The organism is Sporosarcina cascadiensis, from assembly GCF_009650995.1.
Classification (GTDB): domain Bacteria; phylum Bacillota; class Bacilli; order Bacillales_A; family Planococcaceae; genus Sporosarcina; species Sporosarcina cascadiensis.
In genome coordinates this window covers 165,435-187,883 of record NZ_WHVV01000001.1, presented here as the reverse complement: position 1 = coordinate 187,883, position 22,449 = coordinate 165,435, and the positions used below count along the sequence as shown (strand labels likewise).

Sequence of the window (22,449 nt, the reverse complement as noted above, 5' to 3'; positions counted from 1 at the left end):
CTGTGCATGGCCCCATCAGTTGCATTGTAAATGGCGTTGTGATACGATTGAAACAACTTTTGCTATACGTCTTGCTGAAAAGAGTGGGGTTTCCCGCTCTTTTCTGTTGTTTATCTGGATTCAGCAGAAGCCTGCTTCTAACATTCAGGAGCAGGGCGAATGCAAGCGGTTTTTTGTTTAGTGGGTTTCAAACTTCGGCTGAATCCAGATAAGCCTCCGGCGGATGTCATGGATTTTGAGTGGAGTTACATTTGAGGCGTGCGGACGACACTGCATTCTGCGGTAGCGTCTGTCTGACCTGCATTTTGCAGGCCTCATTTCAAAATCCAGACGCAATCACGCCAAGGCGTGATTGATTTTAATTTCGGGAGGGATACATGTGAGTAAAATTACAGAGGAAGTCGAGCAGTTTGCGAGACCGATTGTTGAAGAATTGGGGCTTGAACTGGTAGACGTCGAGTTCATAAAAGAAGGCCGGGACTGGTTCTTGCGTGTTTATATCGACACACCTGAAGGGAGTATCGACATAGACCAATGCGCCGCGGTCAGTGAGAAGCTAAGCGAGGAATTGGACCGAACAGATCCAATTCCACAAAACTACTTCCTTGAAGTGTCTTCTCCCGGAGCGGAAAGACCATTGAAAAAAGATGAGGATTTTGAAAAAGCTGTCGGTCAGTACGTTTTCATCAAAACATACGAGCCGATTGACGGGCTGAAAGAATTCGAAGGATACCTGCTCGGATACGGTCCTGACTTCGCGAAAGTAGAAATACGCATCAAGACACGAAAAGTACTAGTAGAAATTGACAAAACCAAAATTGCCCTCGCCCGGCTGGCCATCGACTTTTAACACCAAAAGCGGAAAGCGGCTGTTTAGAGGCGGCAGGCATAAGACGAAGCTGCGACGCGGCGTTCTTTGCCGCACACAGCAGCTTTGACTTATGACCCGAGCCTCTAGCCGCTTGCAGCTGGATAACACCAAAAGCGGAAAGCGCCGTCTAGCCTCGACAGGCGTTGGAGGGCTTAAAATAAAGGCGTTTCATTGCCTTTATCTTTAAGACCGAAACGACCCGAGAGGCTGGCGCTTGCAGCTGGATGACACCAAAAGTGGAAAGCGCCGTCATAGCAGGGCATAAAGATAATCGAATGTGGGAGTGATGAACATGAGTAGTGATCTACTCGAAGCGCTGACAGCTCTTGAACAACAAAAAGGTATTTCAAGAGATGTATTAGTGGATGCGATTGAAGCGGCCCTAGTGACTGCCTATAAGAGAAACTTTAATCAGGCACAAAACGTCCGTGTGGATTTAAACTTGGATAAAGGTACAATGAAGGTTTATTCGCGAAAAGATGTTGTAGAAGAAGTGGAAGATGAGCGTCTGCAGATTTCATTGGAAGATGCAGAAGTCATCAATCCCGTATATGAACTTGGCGACATTGTCGAAGAAGAAGTCACACCGCGTGATTTTGGACGGATTGCCGCACAGACAGCGAAGCAGGTTGTTACACAGCGTGTGCGTGAAGCGGAACGCGGCTTGATTTATGAAGAATATATTGACCGTGAAGAAGATATTGTCAACGGTATTGTTGAGCGGATGGATCCGAAAAACCTGTTTGTCGGTTTAGGTAAAGTAGAGGCTGTGCTGCCTTCAAGTGAACAGATTCAGACAGAGTCGTACGCACCGCATGACCGAATTAAAGTATATATTACAAAAGTGGAAAGAACGGCAAGAGGCCCTCAAGTATTTGTTTCCCGAACACATCCCGGATTACTGCGCCGTTTATTTGAACTGGAAGTCCCGGAGATTTATGATGGAACAGTAGAGATCAAATCCATTGCGCGTGAAGCTGGAGACCGCTCGAAAATTTCCGTTTTTACAACAAATGACGAAGTGGATCCGGTCGGTTCCTGTGTAGGAACAAGAGGTGCGCGGGTACAGTCGATCTCTAATGAACTGAACGGCGAGAAGGTCGATATCGTCGAATGGTCGGAAGACCCGGTTGTATTTGTAGCGAATGCCCTGAGCCCGTCAAAAGTGATGGACGTTCAAGTGAACGAGGAAGACCGTTCCACTACCGTGGTGGTTCCGGATTATCAGCTATCGCTGGCAATTGGAAAAAGAGGTCAGAACGCCAGACTGGCTGCTAAATTGACAGGCTGGAAAATCGATATCAAAAGTGAAACAGATGCTCGGGAAATGGGGATCTATCCCCGCGCTGCAGAAGAATTGGATACTGAAGAAACTGAAGCAGACGAATTCTTGGAAGCATATGAGTATGAAGAAGAAGTGCCGGCTGAACAAACAGAAGACTTTGATTTGTACGCAGATACAGACGAAGAAGATTGATTGGAAAGGATTGCATGCCCATGTCGAACAATCGGAAAATCCCTTTGCGCAAATGTGCAGCTACAGGCGAAATGCTGCCTAAAAAAGAAATGATCCGGATTGTCCGTACGAAAGAAGGAGAAGTATCAGTGGATCTGACAGGGAAAAAGTCAGGACGCGGAACATACGTCTCCAAGTCGGAGGACGCCGTAGAAAAAGCACGGAAACAGCACTCGATTGAACATCAGCTGGGTGCAAAGGTTCCTGAGCAGGTATATGATGATCTGCTTCACGCGATTCGCCGAGAGGCAATCAAATGACAGATGCTAAGCAAATTTATCAACTGCTCGGAATGGCGGCGCGTGCACGGAAAATTGTGACGGGTGAGGATCTGGTTGTTCGGGAAGTACGTGCGGGCAATGCGGCACTTGTCATCCTTTCAGAAGATGCATCAGCAAATACGAAAAAAAAATTAACTGATAAATGTAACACTTACAACGTTGAGAAGCATGATTTCGGGAGTCGTGAAGACCTTGGGCATGCGATAGGAAAAGAAGCGCGGGTAGTATTGGCGCTTACGGATACAGGTTTTGCCAAAAAGTTATCCGAGCTCCTCAACGATTATAACCGGGGGTGGGCTAATGACGAAAATACGAGTACATGAATATGCCAAAAAGGTAAATAAATCGAGTAAAGACATTATTAATGAATTAGGGAATATGAAAGTGGAAGTCAGCAATCATATGTCAGTAATTGATCCGGAAACTGTGACGAAGCTGGATAAAAAGTTTACTGCTCCGCAGAAAACGCAAAATGCCGGTCCGTCGAATAAGCCGAGCAATAATCAAAAGACAGACCGTCCGGCAGCAAACCGCCAAGGCGGAAATAATGCAGGAAAGCCTCAGCAGTCCAACTCAGGACAGTCCACAGCAAAAGGAAGCAACAACCGTTCACAGCAAACTGGAAACCGCACAAACCAAGGCGGCAATACAGGAGCTAAGCGTCCGGCTGGGGCAGCAACCGGCAACAGAACACAAGGACAGCAAACTGGCGCGAACCAGCAAACGCGACAGGGCCAAGGAAGTAACCAACAATCAAGACCGGCCCAGACGACAGGCAGCAATCAGCAATCAAGACCTGCTCAAACAGCAGGCAGCAATCAGCAGCCAAGACAAAATCAGGGCGGTAACACAGCACGTCCTGGCGGCGGAGGACGTCCAGGCGGCGGCCGTGGCGGAAGACCGCCGGCACGCGGCATTAACCAAGGACGCCGTAGATACCGTCCGGCAGTACCGGCACAGAAGATTGAAAAGCCGCTGCCGGAAAAAATCACATTCTATGAATCATTATCAGTCGGCGAACTGGCACAGAAACTGGGCAAAGAGCCTTCTGAAATCATCAAAAAGCTGTTCATGCTTGGTGTAATGGCAACCATTAACCAAGAACTTGATAAAGATGCAATTGAATTGATCTGTGCTGAATACGGTGTAGATGTGGAAGAAGAGATTCGAATTGACGTTACGGATTTGGAAATCTACTTTGAAGATCCTGAGGAAGAAGAAGAACAGCCAGGCGCTTTAGAAGAAAGACCGCCGGTTGTTACAATCATGGGTCACGTAGACCACGGTAAAACGACGCTTCTTGACTCTATCCGCGATACAAAAGTAACGCAAGGTGAGGCAGGCGGGATCACACAGCATATCGGTGCGTATCAAATTAAACAAGGTGATAAGAAAATTACTTTCTTAGATACACCGGGACACGAAGCTTTCACGACAATGAGAGCGCGCGGAGCGAAAATCACGGATTTAACAATTTTAGTGGTAGCAGCTGATGACGGTGTAATGCCGCAGACTGTCGAAGCGATCAATCACGCGAAAGCAGCTGAAGTTCCAATCATTGTAGCTGTAAATAAAATGGATAAGCCAACAGCAAATCCTGACCGCGTTATGCAGGAACTGACGGAACACGGTTTAGTTTCTGAAGACTGGGGCGGCGATACAATTTTCGTTCCGATTTCAGCGCTTAAAGGTGAAGGCATTGATCAGTTAATCGAAATGGTTCTATTAGTAGCAGAAGTAGGCGAATTAACTGCAGATCCTTCTATTAGAGCTAGAGGGACAGTTATTGAAGCGCAGCTTGATAAAGGAAAAGGATCCGTTGCTACACTTCTTGTCCAGAACGGAACACTGCACGTTGGAGATCCGATCGTAGTAGGTAATACTTACGGACGTGTTCGTGCGATGGTCAGTGACTTAGGCCGCCGTGTGAAAGAAGCTGCTCCTTCAACTCCTGTTGAAATCACAGGATTGAGCGATGTGCCGCAGGCTGGCGATCGTTTCGTTGTATTTAAAGATGAAAAGACAGCACGTCAGATTGGTGAGACCCGTGCAGGAGAAGCACTGCAGGAACAGCGCGTGGAGAAAACACGTGTTACACTCGACAATCTGTTTGATCAAATGAAGCAAGGCGAAATGAAAGAGCTTAATTTGATTGTAAAAGCAGATGTGCAGGGTGCTGTTGAAGCAATGGCTGCCTCACTTATGAAAATTGAAGTAGAAGGCGTCAACGTGAAAATCATCCATACGGGTGCAGGTGCAATCAATGAATCAGATATTTCATTGGCGGCAGCTTCAAATGCCATCGTAATCGGCTTTAACGTACGACCTGATACAAATGCGAAGCGTTCAGCAGAAGCGGAAGGCGTAGATATCCGACTTCACCGTGTTATATATAAAGTAATCGAAGAAATCGAATCTGCGATGAAGGGATTATTAGATCCTGAGTTCGAGGAGAAAGTAATCGGACAGGCCGAAGTTCGCGAGACATTTAAAGTAACGAAGATCGGTACAATCGCAGGTAGTTATGTGATTGACGGTAAGATCACGCGTGATTCAAGTGTTCGTATCCTGCGCGATAACATCGTAATCTTTGAAGGAGAGCTTGATACATTGAAGCGTTTCAAAGATGATGTGAAAGAAGTAGCGAAGGGTTATGAGTGCGGAATTACCATCGTAAAATTCCATGATATTAAAGAAGGAGATATCATTGAAGCTTACGTAATGGAGGAAATTAAGCGAGTATGATTGTCTACGCGGAATGTTCCTTTTTCATACCGGGGGCTGCTTCTCTGAAAGAGAAACGGGCCGTTTTAAACCGGATGAGAGATCGAGTGAAAAATTCTTATAATGTTTCTGTCGCGGAAATTGATCATCAAGATCTTTGGCAGCGTACTACTTTTGCTTTAGTTGCGGTAGCTTCGGCTAAGGAAGCTGCAGAACGTGAAGTCAGAAGAGCGATCCGTTTATTTGAATCGAATCCAGATTGGGAAATGACTGCGTGTACAGTCGATTATTTATAATCGAAATACTTTCAAAGATGATGAAATTGAGGTGAACTGCCATGTCAGTGCGTGCAAATCGAATAGCCGAGCAAATGAAGAAAGAACTGGGCGATATTATCGGTCAGAAGCTAAAAGATCCGCGTATCGGATTTGTAACGGTTACAGGAGTAGACGTAACAGGTGACCTGCAGCAAGCAAAAATTTTCATTTCTGTTCTTGGTACCGATAAAGAACGAGAGGATACGTTAGTCGGTCTCTCAAAAGCGAAAGGATTTATTCGCACAGAGATCGGTCAGCGCATTCGCTTGCGTAAAACGCCGGAAATTGAATTTGAAATGGATGAATCGGTTGCCTATGGTAATCGAATCGAGAGCTTGATCCGTCAAGTGAATGTTGAAGAAGAAGAGCAGTAAACAATGAGGAGGAAGTTCATTATCGCTTAGGCATAATGACTTCCTCCCTTCTTACATAGAACAATAAATAATATAGTATCCATAGGAAAGAAGGTATAGTATGAACGGCATTCTTCCATTATGGAAAGAAAAAGGCATGACATCGCATGATTGTGTATTTAAGCTTCGCAAAATTTTACACACTAAAAAAGTAGGCCATACAGGCACGCTTGATCCTGAAGTAGAAGGCGTCCTGCCTATTTGTATCGGCCGTGCAACAAAAGTGGCATCTTATATTACAGATGCCGGTAAAGAGTATATCGCTAAAGTTTCCATAGGCAGGTCAACAGAAACGGAAGATGCGCAGGGAGCAACTGTGAGCCGTGATGATTCTGATAAAGTTATTTCCAGAGAACAGCTACTGGAAGAGCTTCAGCAGCTGACAGGTGAAATTACACAAATACCCCCTATGTACTCGGCGGTGAAAGTGAATGGGAGACGGCTGTATGAATACGCAAGAAAAGGGATAGAAGTGGAAAGGCCGGCAAAACAAGTTTATATTGAAGAAATTGAACTGCTGGATGAAGCATCTGTTTTCTCCGGAAAAGACGTGTCTTTTTCTATACGAGTCCGCTGTGGAAAAGGGACTTATATACGAACGCTCGCTGTTCAGATTGGCGAGTTGTTCGGATATCCGGCACATATGGAATCTTTGGTTCGAACTGTTTCAGGGAACTTTACGCAAAATGACTGCAAGACGCTTGCAGAAGTCGCGCAGCTGATGGAAGAGAGACAAGTCGATTCAATCCTGCGTCCTGTAGAAGATGTCTTAACAGAATTTCCGCGATTGGAAATAGATCCTGATTTATTGGAAAGTATCAGAAACGGACAGGTGCTTCCAGCCGTTCAGTTATTGCAGGAACACGTTTCGGTTATTTTGACGTATAATGGACAAGTATTGGCGATTTATAAAAATCATCCAACGAAAATCGGGCTGATGAAACCTGAAAAGATGTTACTGTCCAACGAGTAAGGAGAGATAGAAATGAAAGTCTATAGATTACGATATCCTGATCAGCTGCAAATTGAACCGGGACATGAATATTCATTGGCAATCGGCTTTTTTGACGGCGTACATAAAGGGCATCAAAAAGTCATTACGACAGCCGCAAGAATGGCAGAGCAGTTAGAAATAGAAACCGCTGTCATGACATTCGATCCGCATCCATCCCAGTTGTTTTCAGGAAAAAATGTTGGATATATAACTCCTCTGCCTGAAAAAATCAGACTGCTTGAAGAGTTGCAAGTGGATGCTTTGTTCATTGTCAGCTTTGATTGGGACTTGGCAAGTCTGTTACCTCAACAATTCATCGATACCTTTATCAAAGGGTTAGGTGTAAAGCATGTGACAGCGGGCTTTGACTTTACATTCGGCATGAAAGGCTCGGGTACGATGAGCGATATGCAGGAACTTTCTGACGGAATGTATGGCACGACGGTAATCGAGAAAGTGACATTTGACGAAGAAGAAAAGGTCTCTTCCACCAAAGTGCGCCAGCTGCTTGCAGACGGCAACGTAGAGGAAGCTGCCGGTCTTTTGGGTCGTCCATTCAGGACTTTCGGAGAAGTGATCCATGGAGAAAAGCGAGGGCGTCAATTAGGATTTCCAACAGCAAATATTCATACACAGGAAGAAGTGATCGTGCCTGCAAACGGCGTGTATGCGGTGCGCTGTCTGATTGACGGGGACTGGCATGCAGGTGTTTGCAATATGGGCGTGAAACCGACTTTCCATGATCCGCAGCATCGACTGCCCACAGCTGAAGTCCACCTTCTGGACGCTAATATGGATCTTTACGGGAAGCATGTGGCGATTGACTGGCTTTACCGCATTAGATCTGAGCGGAAATTTGATTCACTCGATGCGCTGAAAGAACAGATTGGCAAGGATAAACAAACTGCAATAGACTTATTAAACGATTAGAGTTGGTTGTTGCAACCAACAGAATGCCGTGATATGATAAAGTAGTGTTAATGACACGAACCGCTTCTTGGCAACACGAGTCACCAACGTTTGCTCGGGAGATGGGGATACTTTTATTTAGGAGGTGAAAAGGATGGCTATTACACAAGAGCGAAAAGCTGAATTGATCAACGAATTCAAGACTCATGAAAATGATACTGGATCTGCTGATGTTCAGATTGCTATCCTTACTGAAGAGATCAATAACCTGAACGGCCACTTGCGTACGCACAAGAAAGACCACCACTCACGTCGCGGTCTGTACAAAATGGTTGGTACACGTCGTCGTCTTTTAAGATATTTGCGTGAAACTAACGTTCAACGTTACCGTGATCTTATTGCAAAACTTGGCTTACGCCGTTAATAAGACTAAAAAGCGGGCATTGCCCGCTTTTTTCTATGGAATGAAGAATATTTTTAGCATAAATGTATCAGGTTTGATACACTACTACTAATTACATACAACTATTATGCAACAAGTTCCACAATAGAGAGGAGTTCTACCATGTCAGAACAAAAAAAAGTTTACACACTTGAATGGGCAGGCCGTCCGCTGACGATTGAAGCAGGACAGCTTGCAAAACAGGCAAACGGCGCAGTTCTTGTGCGTTATGGCGATACGACCGTTTTATCCACAGTTACCGCTTCGAAGAAACCAAAACCTCTGGACTTTTTCCCGCTTACCGTTAACTATGAAGAACGTTTATATGCAGTCGGTAAAATCCCCGGCGGCTTTATTAAGCGCGAAGGACGTCCGTCTGAACACGCAGTATTGACGAGCCGTCTGATCGACCGTCCGATCCGTCCTTTATTTCCCGACGGCTTCCGTAATGATGTACAAGTTATTTCACTTGTGATGTCTGTAGATCAGGACTGTCCTTCTGAGATTGCTGCTATGATTGGTTCTTCTTTGGCGCTGTCTATTTCGGATATCCCGTTTGACGGACCGATTGCCGGCGTGCAGGTAGGGCGCATTGACGGTAATTTTATCGTCAACCCGACACCAGAACAGCTCGAAACGTCTGAAATCGACTTAGTAGTAGCCGGAACAAAAGATGCGATTAACATGGTGGAAGCAGGAGCGAAAGAAGTTTCTGAAGATATCATGCTGGAAGCCATCATGTTCGGTCACGATGAGATCAAAAAGCTGATCGCTTTCCAAGAGCAGATTATTCAGGAAATCGGTAAAGAAAAGTTTGAAATCGAGTTGTTCGAATTAGATGCAGACATCAGCAAAGAAGTAAAAGACCTCTGCGAAAATAATTTGATGGCAGCTATTCAGACGGAAGAAAAACATGCCCGTGAAGAAGCAATCAATGAAGTGAAAGCATCTGTTCTTGAACGTTACACGGAGCAGGAAGCTGACGATACTACGATGAAGCAAGTGAAAGCTGTGCTTGAGCAGATGGTGAAAGATGAAGTCCGCCGCCTGATCACAGTTGATAAAGTCCGTCCGGATGGCCGTGCATTGGATGAAATTCGTCCGCTGGCTTCTGAAACAGGTCTCTTAAACCGTGTGCACGGCTCATCTTTATTTACACGCGGTCAAACACAAGTATTGAGTGTTTGTACTTTAGGGGCGCTTGGAGAAGTGCAGATCATTGATGGAATCGGTCTGGATGAGTCAAAGCGTTTCATGCATCATTATAATTTCCCGAACTTCAGTGTCGGTGAAACAGGACCGATCCGCGGACCCGGCCGTCGTGAAATCGGTCACGGAGCACTTGGAGAGCGTGCATTGCTTCCAGTTCTTCCGAATGAAGTGGAATTCCCTTACACCATGCGTCTCGTTGCAGAAGTACTGGAATCAAACGGTTCTTCTTCACAAGCATCAATCTGTGCGTCTACAATGGCCATGATGGATGCAGGTGTTCCGATTAAGTCACCGGTTGCAGGCATTGCAATGGGCTTGATCAAAAAGGATGAAGATTACTCCATCTTGACTGATATTCAAGGCATGGAAGACCATTTGGGCGATATGGACTTTAAAGTGGCAGGTACTGATAAAGGCATCACTGCTCTTCAAATGGATATCAAAATTGATGGGTTATCCCGTCAGATCCTTGAAGAATCATTGGCACAGGCAAAAATAGGCCGTATCAAGATTCTTGAACATATGATGACAACCATATCTTCGACTCGTGAAGAGTTGTCTGAATACGCACCGAAGATCGTGGTTATCCACATTAATCCGGACAAGATCCGCGACGTAATCGGACCTGGCGGCAAAGTCATCAATAAGATCATTGAGGAAACTCAAGTGAAGATTGATACCGAGCAGGACGGTACAATTTACATTTCATCACCGAACTCTGAAATGAATGCGAAAGCTAAGAGTATGATTGAAAATATCGTGCGTGAAGCAAAAGCGGGCGAATATTACTTAGCTAAAGTAAAACGTATTGAGAAATTCGGAGCATTCTTAGAAATCTTCCCTGGAAAAGACGGCTTATTGCATATTTCCGAAATCAAGGAAGGCCGTACGAAAGAAGTGGAAGATGAACTGAAGCTTGGAGATGAGCTGTTCGTCAAAGTAATTGAAATTGACAGACAGGGCCGCGTAAACCTTTCACGCAAAGTTGTGCTTGAAGAAGAAAAAGCTAAAGAAAATAAAGAGTAAGACAGAAGCGAACAAGCCTCTTCCTGCACAAGTTGCGGCGAAGGAGGCTTTTTGTACTTTTAAGGAGTGAAGTCAATGATTCAAACACATATATGCCAGAATGGCGTACGGATAGTCCATGAGAAAATGCCCCATGTGAAATCAGTTGCAGTCGGCCTGTGGGTTCATGCAGGATCTGCTGATGAAACAGCGGAACAGGAAGGAATTGCTCATTTCATTGAGCATATGTTATTTAAAGGGACAGCCAACAGAACTGCGCGGATGATTGCGGAACAGTTTGACCAGATCGGCGGAGACCTCAATGCGTTTACGTCTAAGGAAATGACTTGCTACTACACGACGGTACTCAGCCATCATGCATCGTACGCACTGACTATCTTATCGGATATGTTCTTTCATTCGCAGTTTGATGAGAAAGAGATGGAAAAAGAGAAATCCGTTATATTAGACGAAATTTCCTCTGTAGAAGATATGCCTGATGAAGATGTGGATGAAAGATTATGGGCAGCCATGTTTCCTGATGACCCGATCGGTAAGCCGGTAGGCGGCCGCAGCGAGACAATCAAGCGCTTTACAAAAGAGATGGCGGCTGAGTTCATGGAGCAGCATTACGGGCCTGAAAACCTTGTTATATCCATCGCAGGCAGCTATGATGAAAGACTCATCAAATTAATTGAAGCCCATTTCGGCTCATATCAGCGCAAAACCGCATGGCTGCCAGAAAAAAAGCAGCTTCCTGACTTTGCTGCTAAACAGTCGATCAAAGCAAAAGATATTGAACAGGCCCACGTATGCTTCGGCTATCCGTCACTTCCCGCAACACATGACAAAATTTTTGAACTTAGTTTATTCGACAGTATTCTTGGCGGTACGATGTCTTCCAGGCTGTTCCAGGAAGTCCGGGAAAACCGCGGTTTAGCCTATTCTGTGCACACGTATTATTCGGCATACGAAACAGCAGGAGGATTCGTTATTTATTGCGGCACGTCTCCAGAAAACTTTAAAGAGACATATCAGACCATTGAGAATGTCATTGCTGAAATATTACACGACGGACTAACGGATAAAGAGCTGCATAATGCAAAAGAACAATTAAAAGGCAGCTTCGTATTGGGATTGGAAAGTTCCGAGTCACGCATGTACCGCAACGGACGCAATGAACTCGTATTAGGCAAGCATGAGTCGATTGAAGAGGTAGTGGAGCGTATTGAACAGGTAGAGAAGCGCAGTGTCTACCGGCTTGGCCAGCAAGTACTGACGAGTGACCGAGCAGTTTCTCTTCTTGCCCCCGAAATAAATATTCATCAGTATAAAAAATTCCGCAACTAGTCGACTTCTCTCTTTCTCTACATATGATGATAGAAGATATGGAGAGAGGGAGGAACATGATGCTTCTGTCAGAGTTGGCGCAAAAAGAATTGATTCAAGTGGAAGAAGGTATGCGTTATGGCTTTTTAGGCGATACAGATTTGCTGTTCAATCCGAAAACCGGTGATATTATCGGATTTGAAATCAGGAAAAAGCTTGGTAAGCAACTGTTTCGTCAAAAAGACCAGGATATCATTGAATATATCCCGTGGCATGAGATCGTACTCGTAGGGGAAGACAGGATCTTATTCGGCAAAACGCATGAATTGGACCGTAAGGATGTGTCGGACGATGAGTAAATGGCTGGTGGTCGGAACAGATCAGCGACTTAACATATTGAATGATGTATTAGAGGAAAAAGGATGCGAAAGCTGCTATCTCGCCCAGGATTCTTTTGATGATAAATTGAAGCTCATCTTAGAGGAATGGCAGCCAAATCGCGTCGTACTGCCGTTGCTGGCTATGAAGCAGCCGATCCCTGCTGAATTGATTGGGAAAGATGCCGTCTTGTATACCGGTCAGACTGCGCCGGGTTGGCTGGCTGAGCTGAATAAGTCCGGTATCAACTATCAGAGTTATTTGGAAAATGAATATTTTATATGGCAGAATGCACAATTGACTGCAGAAGCATTTTTGCAAGTTTTCTATGAACAGACAAAGCGGCAAATTGCAGGCAAACATTTTTATATAGCGGGCTTCGGCCGTGTCGGAAAGGCAGTCGCTCATGTACTGCACAGCCTGCAGGCATCTGTCACCGTTGCTGCCCGTGCAGAAGAACAGCTGGCGGAAGCCGGTTTATTAGGCTATACGCCAGTAAGGTTAACACCGACTGTACATTTCCCAGACGGTTACTTAGTCAACACGATTCCTTCACAGTGGCTTGAAGCAGCCAGCTGCCTGCATATATTTGACGTGGCTTCGGCGCCCGGCTGCCTAAAGCCCGGCCAGACTTCTGAATACTATACGATACACCTCAAATTGCCCGGGATACATTTCCCTGCAGACGCGGCAGCAGTTCTGGCTGACGCGATTTTGAGAATGGATACAGAAGAAAGGGGAGCTACATGCTTGAAGGAAAACGAATCGGATTAGGGATTACGGCTTCGCACTGCACATATGACCAGCTGCTGCCGATGATTGCTTCATTACAAAATGAAGGTGCTTCAGTCGTGCCGATTATTACTCATTCTGTACTCCATGCCGCCACGCGATTTGGCACAGGAGAAGAATGGATTAAACGAATTGAAGAAGCGACGGGAGAAAAAGTTATATCGAGTATTGTGGAGGCGGAGCCGTTCGGGCCGACCAATCCATTAGACTGTATGATAATTTCGCCGCTGACAGGCAATTCGATGAGCCGCCTGGCAAATGCGGCGACAGATTCACCTGTATTGATGGCTGCCAAAGCAACACTTCGAAACGGTAAACCAGTGGTGCTCGGTGTTTCGACAAATGATGCACTGGGACTGAACGGCATGAATCTCATGAAACTGCTGAATATGAAACATGTATTTTTTATACCGTTTGGGCAGGATGATTGCATAAAAAAACCAAACTCATTAATAGCAGATTTTACATTATTACCGGCCACTGCGGCATCCGCCATACTAGGTAAGCAGCTGCAGCCATTATTGATCTCTCATAAAGATGCATAAAAATAGATTTTTTAAATTCCGCAAAATATGTTATAATTCGTACAATAACAATTAACGAGACGCGGTCTTTTCTAGTGGACCCGAATATTGCTTGTTAATCATTGAAAGGGAGATTTAAATGAAGAATGTACATGTTGCCATTGTCGGAGCTACGGGAGCAGTAGGAACAAAAATACTTGAGAAATTGACAGAGCGGAAATTTCCTGCCGATTCGATTAAGTTACTTGCATCCAAACGATCTGCAGGCAAAGAAATCAAAGCTGGAGGAAAAACTTACACAGTACACGAAACAACACCCGAAGCTTTTGAAGGAATTGACATTGCATTCTTTAGTGCAGGCGGCAGTATTTCAGAGAAATTTGCACATGAAGCAGTGAAAAGAGGCGCGGTAGTAATTGATAACACAAGTGCTTTCCGTATGGATCCGAACACACCGCTTGTTGTGCCCGAAGTGAATCCGCAGGAATTAGCCAATCACTCAGGAATTATTGCCAATCCAAACTGCTCCACAATTCAGATGGTGGCGGCATTGCAGCCGATCAAAGAAAAGTATGGATTGAACCGTTTAATTGTTTCCACGTATCAGGCGGTTTCCGGTGCAGGAGTGGAAGCAATTGACGAGCTGGCTGAACAAAGCAAGCAGTTTACGGACCGCAGTGAAATTCAGGCGGAAGTATTGCCTTCAGCGTCAGCCCAGCGCCACTATCCAATTGCGTTCAATGCGATCCCGCAAATCGATTCATTTGATGAATCAGGCTATACATTAGAAGAGCTGAAGATGATCAATGAAACAAAGAAAATATTTAACGATTACGATATGTCAGTAGCAGCTACTTGTGTCAGACTTCCTGTCGTATCAGGGCATTCCGAATCGGTCTACATCGAGATAGATCAGGAAGGCGTCTCAGTAGAGGATCTGAGAGGTTTATTGAAAAATGCTCCGGGTATTGTACTGCAAGATGATCCCGCTGCGCAACTCTATCCAATGCCTCTTTATGCAGAGGATAAAGATGAAGTGTTCGTCGGCAGAATCCGTAAAGATTTAAACGAGCCAACAGGCTTCCATCTGTGGATCGTCTCGGATAACCTGCTGAAAGGCGCTGCATTAAACTCGGTGCAGATTGCCGAAGAACTGATTAACTGATTGAAGAACGATTTCTATATAAGTTGGTTTTACATCATAAGGAAGCTATGTTCTATCTGCTCAGTTGATTGGAGTGCAAGGCAACCTAAGTACGCCGCGTCCTGCGGCAACGGTTGCATGACTCACTTCGTGTGAGCCCGCGGCTAAAACGACTCTGGGAGGATCAGCCCGACAGGTGAGACAACTTAGGGGAGCGAAAGCCGTCACGAAGAACGGCTTTTGCGAGTAAAAGCGTAGCGTTAGGAGCACTGTTTGCCTTAATTTCTGCAAAAGGCGCAGAAATACGGCAAAGCGGACCCTTCGCTGTCCGCTTGGCTCACCGCGGGCCCTCCAGAACGCGTCCGCCTAGAACGGAAATCAACGGTACTAAGTAGCTTAAAGAATGCCTATTTATTAATTCAACTTATATAGGCAAAGTATCAATAGAAAAGAGTTGATCAATGTGGAACTGGGTAATATAGGAACGGCAATGGTCACCCCTTTTTCTCCGGAGGGTACAATCGATTTCAAAAAAACAGCAGATCTGCTGGAACATTTAATCGCAAATGGAACAGATTCTGTTGTTGTCAGCGGAACAACAGGTGAATCTCCAACTGTTACAGAAGCGGAAAAAAAGGAATTGCTCGATTTTGTGGTAAAGACAGTGAATAAGCGAATTCCTGTCATTGCCGGAACAGGTACAAACGGTACGGCGGAATCAATCGATTTGACTAAGGCTGCTGAATCAGCGGGAGCTGACGGCATCATGCTCGTCACTCCCTACTATAACCGGCCGGATCAGCAAGGGATGTACGCGCACTTTGCTGCTATCGCAAATGAGACGAAGCTTCCTGTGCTGCTCTACAACATTCCAAGCAGATCCGTTGTCAATCTTCTGCCTGAAACCATTATCGAACTCTCGAAGATTGATAATATTAAAGCAGTGAAAGAGGCCAGCGGAAGTTTGGAGCAAATGGCCGCCATCATTGAAAATACGGCGGATGACTTTCAAGTGTACAGCGGAGATGACAGCCTGACGCTACCGCTGCTGGCAGTTGGCGGAAGAGGAATTATCTCCGTTTCTGCCCACGTTGTCGGAAATGAAATGCAGCAAATGATTCAAGCCTTCCAAAAAGGCGGGATGAAAGAAGCCGCAAAGATTCATCGTGCGCTTTTGCCAGTCTTCAGCGCGTTGTTCTCTGCTCCGAATCCCGTGCCGGTGAAATACGCATTGAAAAAAGCCGGTATATCAGTCGGCGGTGTACGATTGCCGCTTGTGGAATTGGAGCCGGAACAGACGGCTCTCATCGATTTGGCATTAGAAAACTTCAAAAAAAACCAACTTATTCTCTAATAAAGTGAAGCCGGACGAAGAATCCGGCTTTTTTTGTTTGTACTGTGAGCCCACTATCTCGTATAATGGATTCTAGTCGTTGTGAACGGGAAAAGATAATAGGAGGAAACAATGTGACCAAAATTCAAAATGAAATAATTAGAGTGATCCCTTTAGGTGGGGTTGGAGAAATCGGGAAGTCCATGTACGTCGTTGAAATCGATGACGAACTGTTTATCATGGACGCTGGTTTAATGTTCCCTGAAACCGAAATGCTAGGGATCGATATCGTCATACCGGATATGACGTATCTGGAAGAAAATAAAGACCGGATCAAAGGAATCTTCTTAACGCACGGTCATGAAGACGCGATCGGTTCAATTGCTTATCTGCTGCAGAAAGTACAAGCACCGGTGTACGGAACAAAACTGACATTGGCGCTTGCCAAAGAACACCTGAAAAAAATGCCGGCTCCTTCAAACGTACGTTTCTTTGAAGTGACGAATAAAAGCCGCATGAACTTTAAACGCACGCATGTGACATTCTTTTACACAACACACAGCATCCCGGACTCTCTTGGGATTGTCTTCCATACAAGTGAAGGGGCGATTGTCAATACAGGCGAGTTTAAGTTTGATCAGGCGGCAAAAGGAAAATACCGTCCGGATATCGCGAAAATGGCGACACTTGGAGAAGAAGGCGTCTTCATTTTGATGTCTGATTCTACAGAAGCGGAACGCCCGGGCTATACAACATCTGAGTCCGTAATCGTAAAACGCCTGTCGAAAACATTCCATGAAGCGCAAGGGCGCATTCTAGTGGCGCTGTATGCATCGAACTTTATCCGTATTCAGCAAGTGCTAGATCAGGCAGCTGAGAAAAAGAAGAAAGTAATTGTGATTGGGAAAAGTCTGGAGAGCTATTTTGAAGTCGGCTTGCGTTTAGGTTATCTGCAAGTAGAAGAGGATATCGTGATTCCAGTGAAAGATATGGATAAATACAACGATCAGGATATTGTCATCATCGTAACAGGCAACCAAGGCGAACCGCTTGAAGCACTTGAAAAAATCGTGCGCAAGCATCATAAAGAAATTAATATTAAACAAACAGATACTGTGCTGATCACGTTCACACCATCACCTGTCATGGAAATTTCTATGTTCCAGATGATGAATGAGCTGGCGAAAGCAGGAGCAAAAGTGCTGACTTCTACACGAAATGTCCACGTTTCAGGTCACGGTTCACAGGAAGATCTGAAAATGATGCTGAACTTGATGCGACCGAAATACTTTATTCCGATTCAAGGGGAATACCGCATGCTGATCGCGCACTCCAAACTGGCGCAGGAAGTCGGATTATCCAAGAACCAGATCTTCATTGCGGACAAAGGTGATATCGTGGAATTCAAAAACGATAAGCTCCGCATGAGCGGCAGAGTACAGGCCGGCAATGTCCTGATTGACGGAATCGGAGTCGGTGATGTAGGGAATATCGTATTGCGTGACCGTAAGCTGTTGTCTCAAGACGGAATCTTCACGGTTGTTGTGACGCTTAACAGAAAACAGAAACGAATTGCAGCCGGACCTGAAGTCGTATCTAGAGGATTTGTGTATGTTCGTGATTCTGAAGAGCTTTTTGAAGAGGCAACGAAGCTGATCCGTAAAATCGTTGAGAAATATGTGAATAAAGAAACGTTCGAATGGACAAACATTAAACAAGAGATCCGTGAAACGTTAAGTTCTTATTTATATCAGCAAACGAAAAGACGTCCGATGATCATTCCGATCATTATGGAATACTGATTAATTACCAAATGAAACAACTACAGGATTTCCATGCCGAATAGGCTGGAAATCTTTTTTTCAGAAAGGGGGAAAACAGATGGCGAAAAAGAAAGCAAAGAAAAAAACGCCTGCCAAAAAAAGACCGCAGCAGAAAAAACAAGGGCAGATCCAGCCGCTCTGGTTTGAAATTCTGGGTGTTGTCTTAATTGGACTGTCGATCATCCTGATATTTGAATACGGCGTGATCGGCAGGGGTTTAGCTGCATTCTCCCGCTTTTTATTAGGCAACTGGCATGCTGCGTTACCGTTCCTGATCATTGTGCAGGCTTTGGTGTTTATGATCAAGCGGCAAATGGGCGGTTATAAGCATCGCATCGTGCTCGGCTGTTTGTTCATCTTAAGCAGTATGCTGCTGTTCAGCCATATCCATTTATTCCAGACACTTTATGAGAGTAAAGTACTGATGTCTAACTCTGCACTGAAAGAGACGTGGAAAGTGCTTGTGACGGGCGGCGGAATTTTTAATCAGGACGGAACGCTTGGAGGGGGCATGATAGGCGCCGTACTCTTTGCCATGTTCCATTCATTAGTGGATTCAGCCGGAGCCACTGTCGCAGGTGTGCTGCTGCTGCTGATCGGTATCATTTTATTGACGGGCAAAGCACTAATACCTTATGTAGCGGAACAAGCGCCTTTATTTATAGAACGAGTGAAAAAGAAATGGGCGGCAAGAGAGAAAAAGCCAGTGAAATCTCCAGAAGAAAATAGAAAAGAACTGTCGCGCAGCAATCGGAAAAAACAGCAGAAAACAATTGCAGAACCGATAATGGAAGAAATGGCAGAGGATATAGAGCCTGCAGCAGAGCCGATCATTTCGAGCTTTACGTCCAAAATTGAACCTGTGGCTGAACCGGAGAAAGCAACAGAACTGTCTGACCAAGAGGTTCAGGAAACACCCGCTGAAGGCGCACCGGAGTATCCGGTAATGGGAGGGGAACAGGAAAACGAATCTTATATACTTCCTTCTACGAGCCTGCTTGAACCGCCTATTGCGAGCGATCAGTCAGGAGAGTATGATTTAATTCAGACGAACGCTAAAAAACTTGAGAGAACGTTTCTGAGCTTTGGCGTAAAGGCGCGTGTGACACAAGTCCATTTAGGGCCGGCAGTGACAAAATATGAAATCTTGCCGGATGCAGGTGTTAAAGTGAGCAGAATTGTCAGTTTAACAGATGATATCGCGCTGGCACTTGCAGCTAACGGAATCCGCATCGAAGCACCGATCCCCGGTAAATCAGCTGTCGGTATTGAAGTGCCGAATAATGCGGTTGCGATGGTCAGTCTGCGGGAAATTCTCGAATCAAAAGAAAATAACCGTGCGCACTCTAAGCTGCTTGTCGGTCTCGGACGGGACGTTACCGGACAGGCTATGATGACAGAGCTCAATAAAATGCCGCATGTTCTGATTGCCGGTGCAACGGGAAGTGGAAAAAGTGTCTGTGTCAACGGAATCATTATGAGTATTATCATGCGGGCGAAACCGCATGAAGTAAAAATGATGATGATTGATCCGAAAATGGTGGAGCTCAATGTTTTTAATGGTATCCCGCATTTATTGGCTCCCGTTGTGACAGATCCGAGAAAAGCCGCACAGGCCCTGCAGCGCGTCGTCTCAGAAATGGAAAGAAGATATGAATTGTTTTCCCATACAGGAACGCGGAATATTGAAGGCTATAATAATCACATTGAGCAGTGGAATAAAGATCATGATGAAAAACATCCGCGTATGCCTTATATCGTCGTCATAGTCGACGAGCTTGCAGATTTAATGATGGTCGCTTCAAATGAAGTGGAAGATTCGATTACACGCTTAGCGCAGATGGCGAGAGCAGCAGGCATCCATTTGATCATTGCGACTCAGCGGCCGAGTGTGGATGTCATTACAGGAATTATCAAAGCGAATATCCCTTCGCGTATAGCATTTGCCGTATCGTCTGCAATCGATTCACGAACGATCTTAGATGGCGGCGGAGCTGAGAAACTGCTAGGCAGAGGAGATATGCTGTTTCTTCCTGCAGGCGCTTCAAAGCCAACGAGAATACAAGGAGCTTTTGTTTCGGATGAAGAAGTGGAAGCGGTCGTTAATTTCATTATTGAGCAGCAAAAAGCGCAATATCAGGAAGAAATGATTCCGACAGAAGTGGAAGTACTGCAGCCGCATGAAGAGACTGATGATTTATATGATGAAGCAGTTCAAATGGTTGTGGATATGCAGACTGCTTCTGTTTCAATGATCCAGCGCCGATTCCGCGTGGGGTATGCCAGAGCAGCGCGCATTGTCGATCAGATGGAAGCACACGGTGTGGTCGGACCGCCGGAAGGCAGCAAACCGCGGCAAGTATTAGTAAGTAAATCTGAACTGGATCAATAATTAATAGTTAATAAAATCAACTGAAATGTGCAACTTCAATGGTAACTCCAACTAGATATTTCCTTCTTCTAAAGAAGATGATATAGTAGAATCAATAGTAATCAGATGTCTGACGTCTTGGGAGGTGGCTAAATGTTCGTGAAGAAAGATCCGCGGCATTTATATATTCAGGTCATCGAGCGGTTAAAGCAAGAAATCCAATCGGGGCTGTTTCAGCGTCATGAACGACTTCCGTCTGAGGCGAAACTGTCAGAGATGCTCGGCGTCAGCCGTGCGACACTGCGTGAGGCGCTTCGGGTGCTCGAGGAAGAGAAAGTGATCTTCAGAAAGCATGGGGTCGGTACATTTGTCGCTTCGCAGCCGATGGTGATGTCAGGAATAGAACAGCTCTCCAGTATCACTACAATGATTCGCAATGCGAATATGGAGCCGGGCACCATCGTGCGGGAAATGTCGGTCATTCCCATGACCGGGGAGTACGCAGAACGGTTTCATTCAGCGGATAAAAAACTGGTGCAAATCAAGCGAATCCGTACGGCTGACGGGGAACCGGTTGTATACTGCGCAGATCTTGTACTGCTGGAATGTCTGCCTGAAGGGATTGAGGGGCTGAATGATATGTCATTATTTGATGCAATTGAGAAGTCCGGGGCGATTCAGATCGGACAGGCAGTTGCCGAAATAGAGCCGGTCAGCCATCATCCAGAAGCATTTGATGCTTTGTCATGCGATGCTGCTCAGTCTTTGTTACTATTGTCTCAAGAGCATTTCAGCGAAGAAGGAAAAATGGTTTTGTATTCTGAGAACTTTTTCCGTGCAGATAAGTTTAAGTTCCATGTAGTCCGGAAACGGGTATAAGACGTTTTACGTCCTGATTTCATACCAATATAAATAAAGGGGAGGTCTTTTGTAATGAAGAAAAGAAAATTTGGTTTGGCTATGTCTGTCGTTTTAGCTGCAGGTACGATGCTGGCTGCGTGTGGATCTGACAAAGCAGACGAAAAAGAGCCGGCTGATAAACCGGCAACAGGCAATGAAGGCGAAAAAAGTGAATTCTCAATTGCCATGGTAACGGACATTGGAGGAATCGATGATAAATCATTCAACCAATCCGCATGGAAAGGTGTTCAGGAATTTGGGAAAGAGCAAGGATGGGAAAAAGGCGATGGCGGATATGATTATTTGCAGTCTACAGGTGCTGCCGACTATACAACGCACTTAAATAACTTAACTCGTCGAAACTTTAGTTTAATTTATGGTGTCGGTTTCTTGATGGAAGATGCAATTGCTGAAATTGCAGCGCAGAGGACAGAAACAGAATTTGCCATTATTGATGGTGTGGTCGATGCTCCAAACGTTGCAAGTGTTCTATTTAAAGAGCAAGAAGGTGGATTCCTTGCTGGTGTGGCGGCTGCTTTGATGACAAAGTCTGATAAGATCGGTTTTATTGGCGGTCAGGATATACCTGTCATCGAGCGTTTTGAAGCTGGTTTCCTTGAAGGTGTTAAAGCGGTTAAGCCAGAGATCAAAGTAGACGCTAAATATACAGGGGCATTTGATAAAGCAGAACTAGGGAAAGCAGAAGCCGGCCGTATGTATTCTTCAGGTGTAGATGTTATTTTCCACGCAGCAGGCGCTACTGGTAATGGTGTATTCTCTGAAGCGAAAGAGCGTAAACAAGCAGATAAAGATGCTTATGTTTGGGTAATCGGAGTAGATTCTGACCAGTATGAAGAAGGTAAAGTCGGCGATGATAACGTAACATTGACTTCTATGTTGAAACGCGTTGATGTGGCTGTTAATGATATTTCTAAATTAGCTATGGAAGGCAATTTCCCTGGCGGTGAAACAAAAGTATACGGTCTACATGACAATGGGATAGCTCTTGCAGATTCACGCGGGGCGATTCCGCAAGACGTGTTAGATCAAATTGATGAATATGGAAAAAAGATTGCGGATGGCGAAATCGAAGTTCCTGAATTTGTAGAAAAGAAGAAGTAATCTTCGAAATAAGATAGAGGCCGGTTTTTATGTCCGGCCTTTATTTGAT

Annotated in this window: 21 protein-coding genes; all 21 read left to right on the top strand. The window is 45.2% G+C overall.

Going from position 1 to position 22,449, the window contains the following annotated elements:
- Positions 1-379: 379 nt before the first annotated feature.
- The 21 genes from rimP (at position 380) to GDZ68_RS00830 (ending at position 22,400) form a co-directional block, all read left to right on the top strand.
- Entirely contained in the window at positions 380-850 is a 471-nt protein-coding gene (gene rimP, locus GDZ68_RS00930) for a ribosome maturation factor RimP (RefSeq protein ID WP_153720399.1), read from the top strand.
- Positions 851-1,163: 313 nt separating this feature from the next.
- Complete coding sequence (gene nusA / locus GDZ68_RS00925) at positions 1,164-2,348, top strand: transcription termination factor NusA (protein WP_153720398.1); 1,185 nt, start codon at positions 1,164-1,166, stop codon at positions 2,346-2,348.
- 20 nt (positions 2,349-2,368) lie between these two features.
- Entirely contained in the window at positions 2,369-2,647 is a 279-nt protein-coding gene (gene rnpM / locus GDZ68_RS00920; RefSeq protein WP_153720397.1) for an RNase P modulator RnpM, read from the top strand.
- Entirely contained in the window at positions 2,644-2,991 is a 348-nt protein-coding gene (locus GDZ68_RS00915; protein WP_153720396.1) for a YlxQ family RNA-binding protein, read from the top strand. The genes rnpM and GDZ68_RS00915 overlap by 4 nt, the downstream gene beginning before the upstream one ends.
- On the top strand, positions 2,969-5,413 hold the full coding sequence (gene infB / locus GDZ68_RS00910) for a translation initiation factor IF-2 (RefSeq protein ID WP_153720395.1): 2,445 nt from the start codon (positions 2,969-2,971) through the stop codon (positions 5,411-5,413). Before GDZ68_RS00915 ends, infB begins: the two co-directional genes overlap by 23 nt.
- On the top strand, positions 5,410-5,688 hold the full coding sequence (locus GDZ68_RS00905; protein ID WP_153720394.1) for a DUF503 domain-containing protein: 279 nt from the start codon (positions 5,410-5,412) through the stop codon (positions 5,686-5,688). The genes infB and GDZ68_RS00905 overlap by 4 nt, the downstream gene beginning before the upstream one ends.
- A gap of 41 nt (positions 5,689-5,729) precedes the next feature.
- Positions 5,730-6,083 (top strand): 30S ribosome-binding factor RbfA, encoded by a 354-nt coding sequence (gene rbfA / locus GDZ68_RS00900; protein ID WP_153720393.1) that lies wholly within the window; start codon positions 5,730-5,732, stop codon positions 6,081-6,083.
- Between the two features lie 100 nt (positions 6,084-6,183).
- Positions 6,184-7,095 carry a tRNA pseudouridine(55) synthase TruB gene (gene truB, locus GDZ68_RS00895; protein ID WP_153720392.1) on the top strand — a complete coding sequence of 304 codons (912 nt, stop codon included), beginning with the start codon at positions 6,184-6,186 and terminating at the stop codon, positions 7,093-7,095.
- A gap of 12 nt (positions 7,096-7,107) precedes the next feature.
- The gene (ribF, locus tag GDZ68_RS00890) at positions 7,108-8,046 is read left to right on the top strand and encodes a riboflavin biosynthesis protein RibF (RefSeq protein ID WP_153720391.1); all 939 of its coding nucleotides are present in this window, start codon (positions 7,108-7,110) and stop codon (positions 8,044-8,046) included.
- A gap of 133 nt (positions 8,047-8,179) precedes the next feature.
- On the top strand, positions 8,180-8,449 hold the full coding sequence (gene rpsO / locus GDZ68_RS00885) for a 30S ribosomal protein S15 (RefSeq protein WP_153720390.1): 270 nt from the start codon (positions 8,180-8,182) through the stop codon (positions 8,447-8,449).
- A 141-nt stretch (positions 8,450-8,590) separates the two neighbouring features.
- Positions 8,591-10,705 (top strand): polyribonucleotide nucleotidyltransferase, encoded by a 2,115-nt coding sequence (gene pnp, locus GDZ68_RS00880; RefSeq protein WP_153720389.1) that lies wholly within the window; start codon positions 8,591-8,593, stop codon positions 10,703-10,705.
- A 75-nt stretch (positions 10,706-10,780) separates the two neighbouring features.
- Positions 10,781-12,034, top strand: coding sequence for a M16 family metallopeptidase (locus tag GDZ68_RS00875; protein ID WP_153720388.1), 1,254 nt, complete (start codon positions 10,781-10,783; stop codon positions 12,032-12,034).
- Positions 12,035-12,093: 59 nt separating this feature from the next.
- Complete coding sequence (locus GDZ68_RS00870; RefSeq protein ID WP_153720661.1) at positions 12,094-12,372, top strand: YlmC/YmxH family sporulation protein; 279 nt, start codon at positions 12,094-12,096, stop codon at positions 12,370-12,372.
- Positions 12,365-13,165, top strand: coding sequence for a dipicolinate synthase subunit A (locus tag GDZ68_RS00865; protein ID WP_153720387.1), 801 nt, complete (start codon positions 12,365-12,367; stop codon positions 13,163-13,165). The genes GDZ68_RS00870 and GDZ68_RS00865 overlap by 8 nt, the downstream gene beginning before the upstream one ends.
- Positions 13,138-13,728 carry a dipicolinate synthase subunit B gene (locus GDZ68_RS00860; protein ID WP_153720386.1) on the top strand — a complete coding sequence of 197 codons (591 nt, stop codon included), beginning with the start codon at positions 13,138-13,140 and terminating at the stop codon, positions 13,726-13,728. The genes GDZ68_RS00865 and GDZ68_RS00860 overlap by 28 nt, the downstream gene beginning before the upstream one ends.
- A gap of 118 nt (positions 13,729-13,846) precedes the next feature.
- Entirely contained in the window at positions 13,847-14,872 is a 1,026-nt protein-coding gene (gene asd, locus GDZ68_RS00855) for an aspartate-semialdehyde dehydrogenase (RefSeq protein ID WP_153720385.1), read from the top strand.
- Positions 14,873-15,314: 442 nt separating this feature from the next.
- A complete protein-coding gene (dapA, locus tag GDZ68_RS00850) occupies positions 15,315-16,205 on the top strand; it encodes a 4-hydroxy-tetrahydrodipicolinate synthase (protein ID WP_153720384.1) in 891 nt (296 codons plus the stop codon).
- A gap of 113 nt (positions 16,206-16,318) precedes the next feature.
- The gene (locus GDZ68_RS00845; RefSeq protein ID WP_153720383.1) at positions 16,319-17,986 is read left to right on the top strand and encodes a ribonuclease J; all 1,668 of its coding nucleotides are present in this window, start codon (positions 16,319-16,321) and stop codon (positions 17,984-17,986) included.
- A 79-nt stretch (positions 17,987-18,065) separates the two neighbouring features.
- Positions 18,066-20,399, top strand: a complete 2,334-nt coding sequence (locus GDZ68_RS00840; RefSeq protein WP_153720382.1) for a DNA translocase FtsK — start codon at positions 18,066-18,068, stop codon at positions 20,397-20,399.
- Between the two features lie 132 nt (positions 20,400-20,531).
- The gene (locus GDZ68_RS00835; protein WP_153720381.1) at positions 20,532-21,257 is read left to right on the top strand and encodes a GntR family transcriptional regulator; all 726 of its coding nucleotides are present in this window, start codon (positions 20,532-20,534) and stop codon (positions 21,255-21,257) included.
- A 54-nt stretch (positions 21,258-21,311) separates the two neighbouring features.
- Positions 21,312-22,400, top strand: coding sequence for a BMP family lipoprotein (locus tag GDZ68_RS00830; protein WP_153720380.1), 1,089 nt, complete (start codon positions 21,312-21,314; stop codon positions 22,398-22,400).
- Positions 22,401-22,449: the final 49 nt, after the last annotated feature.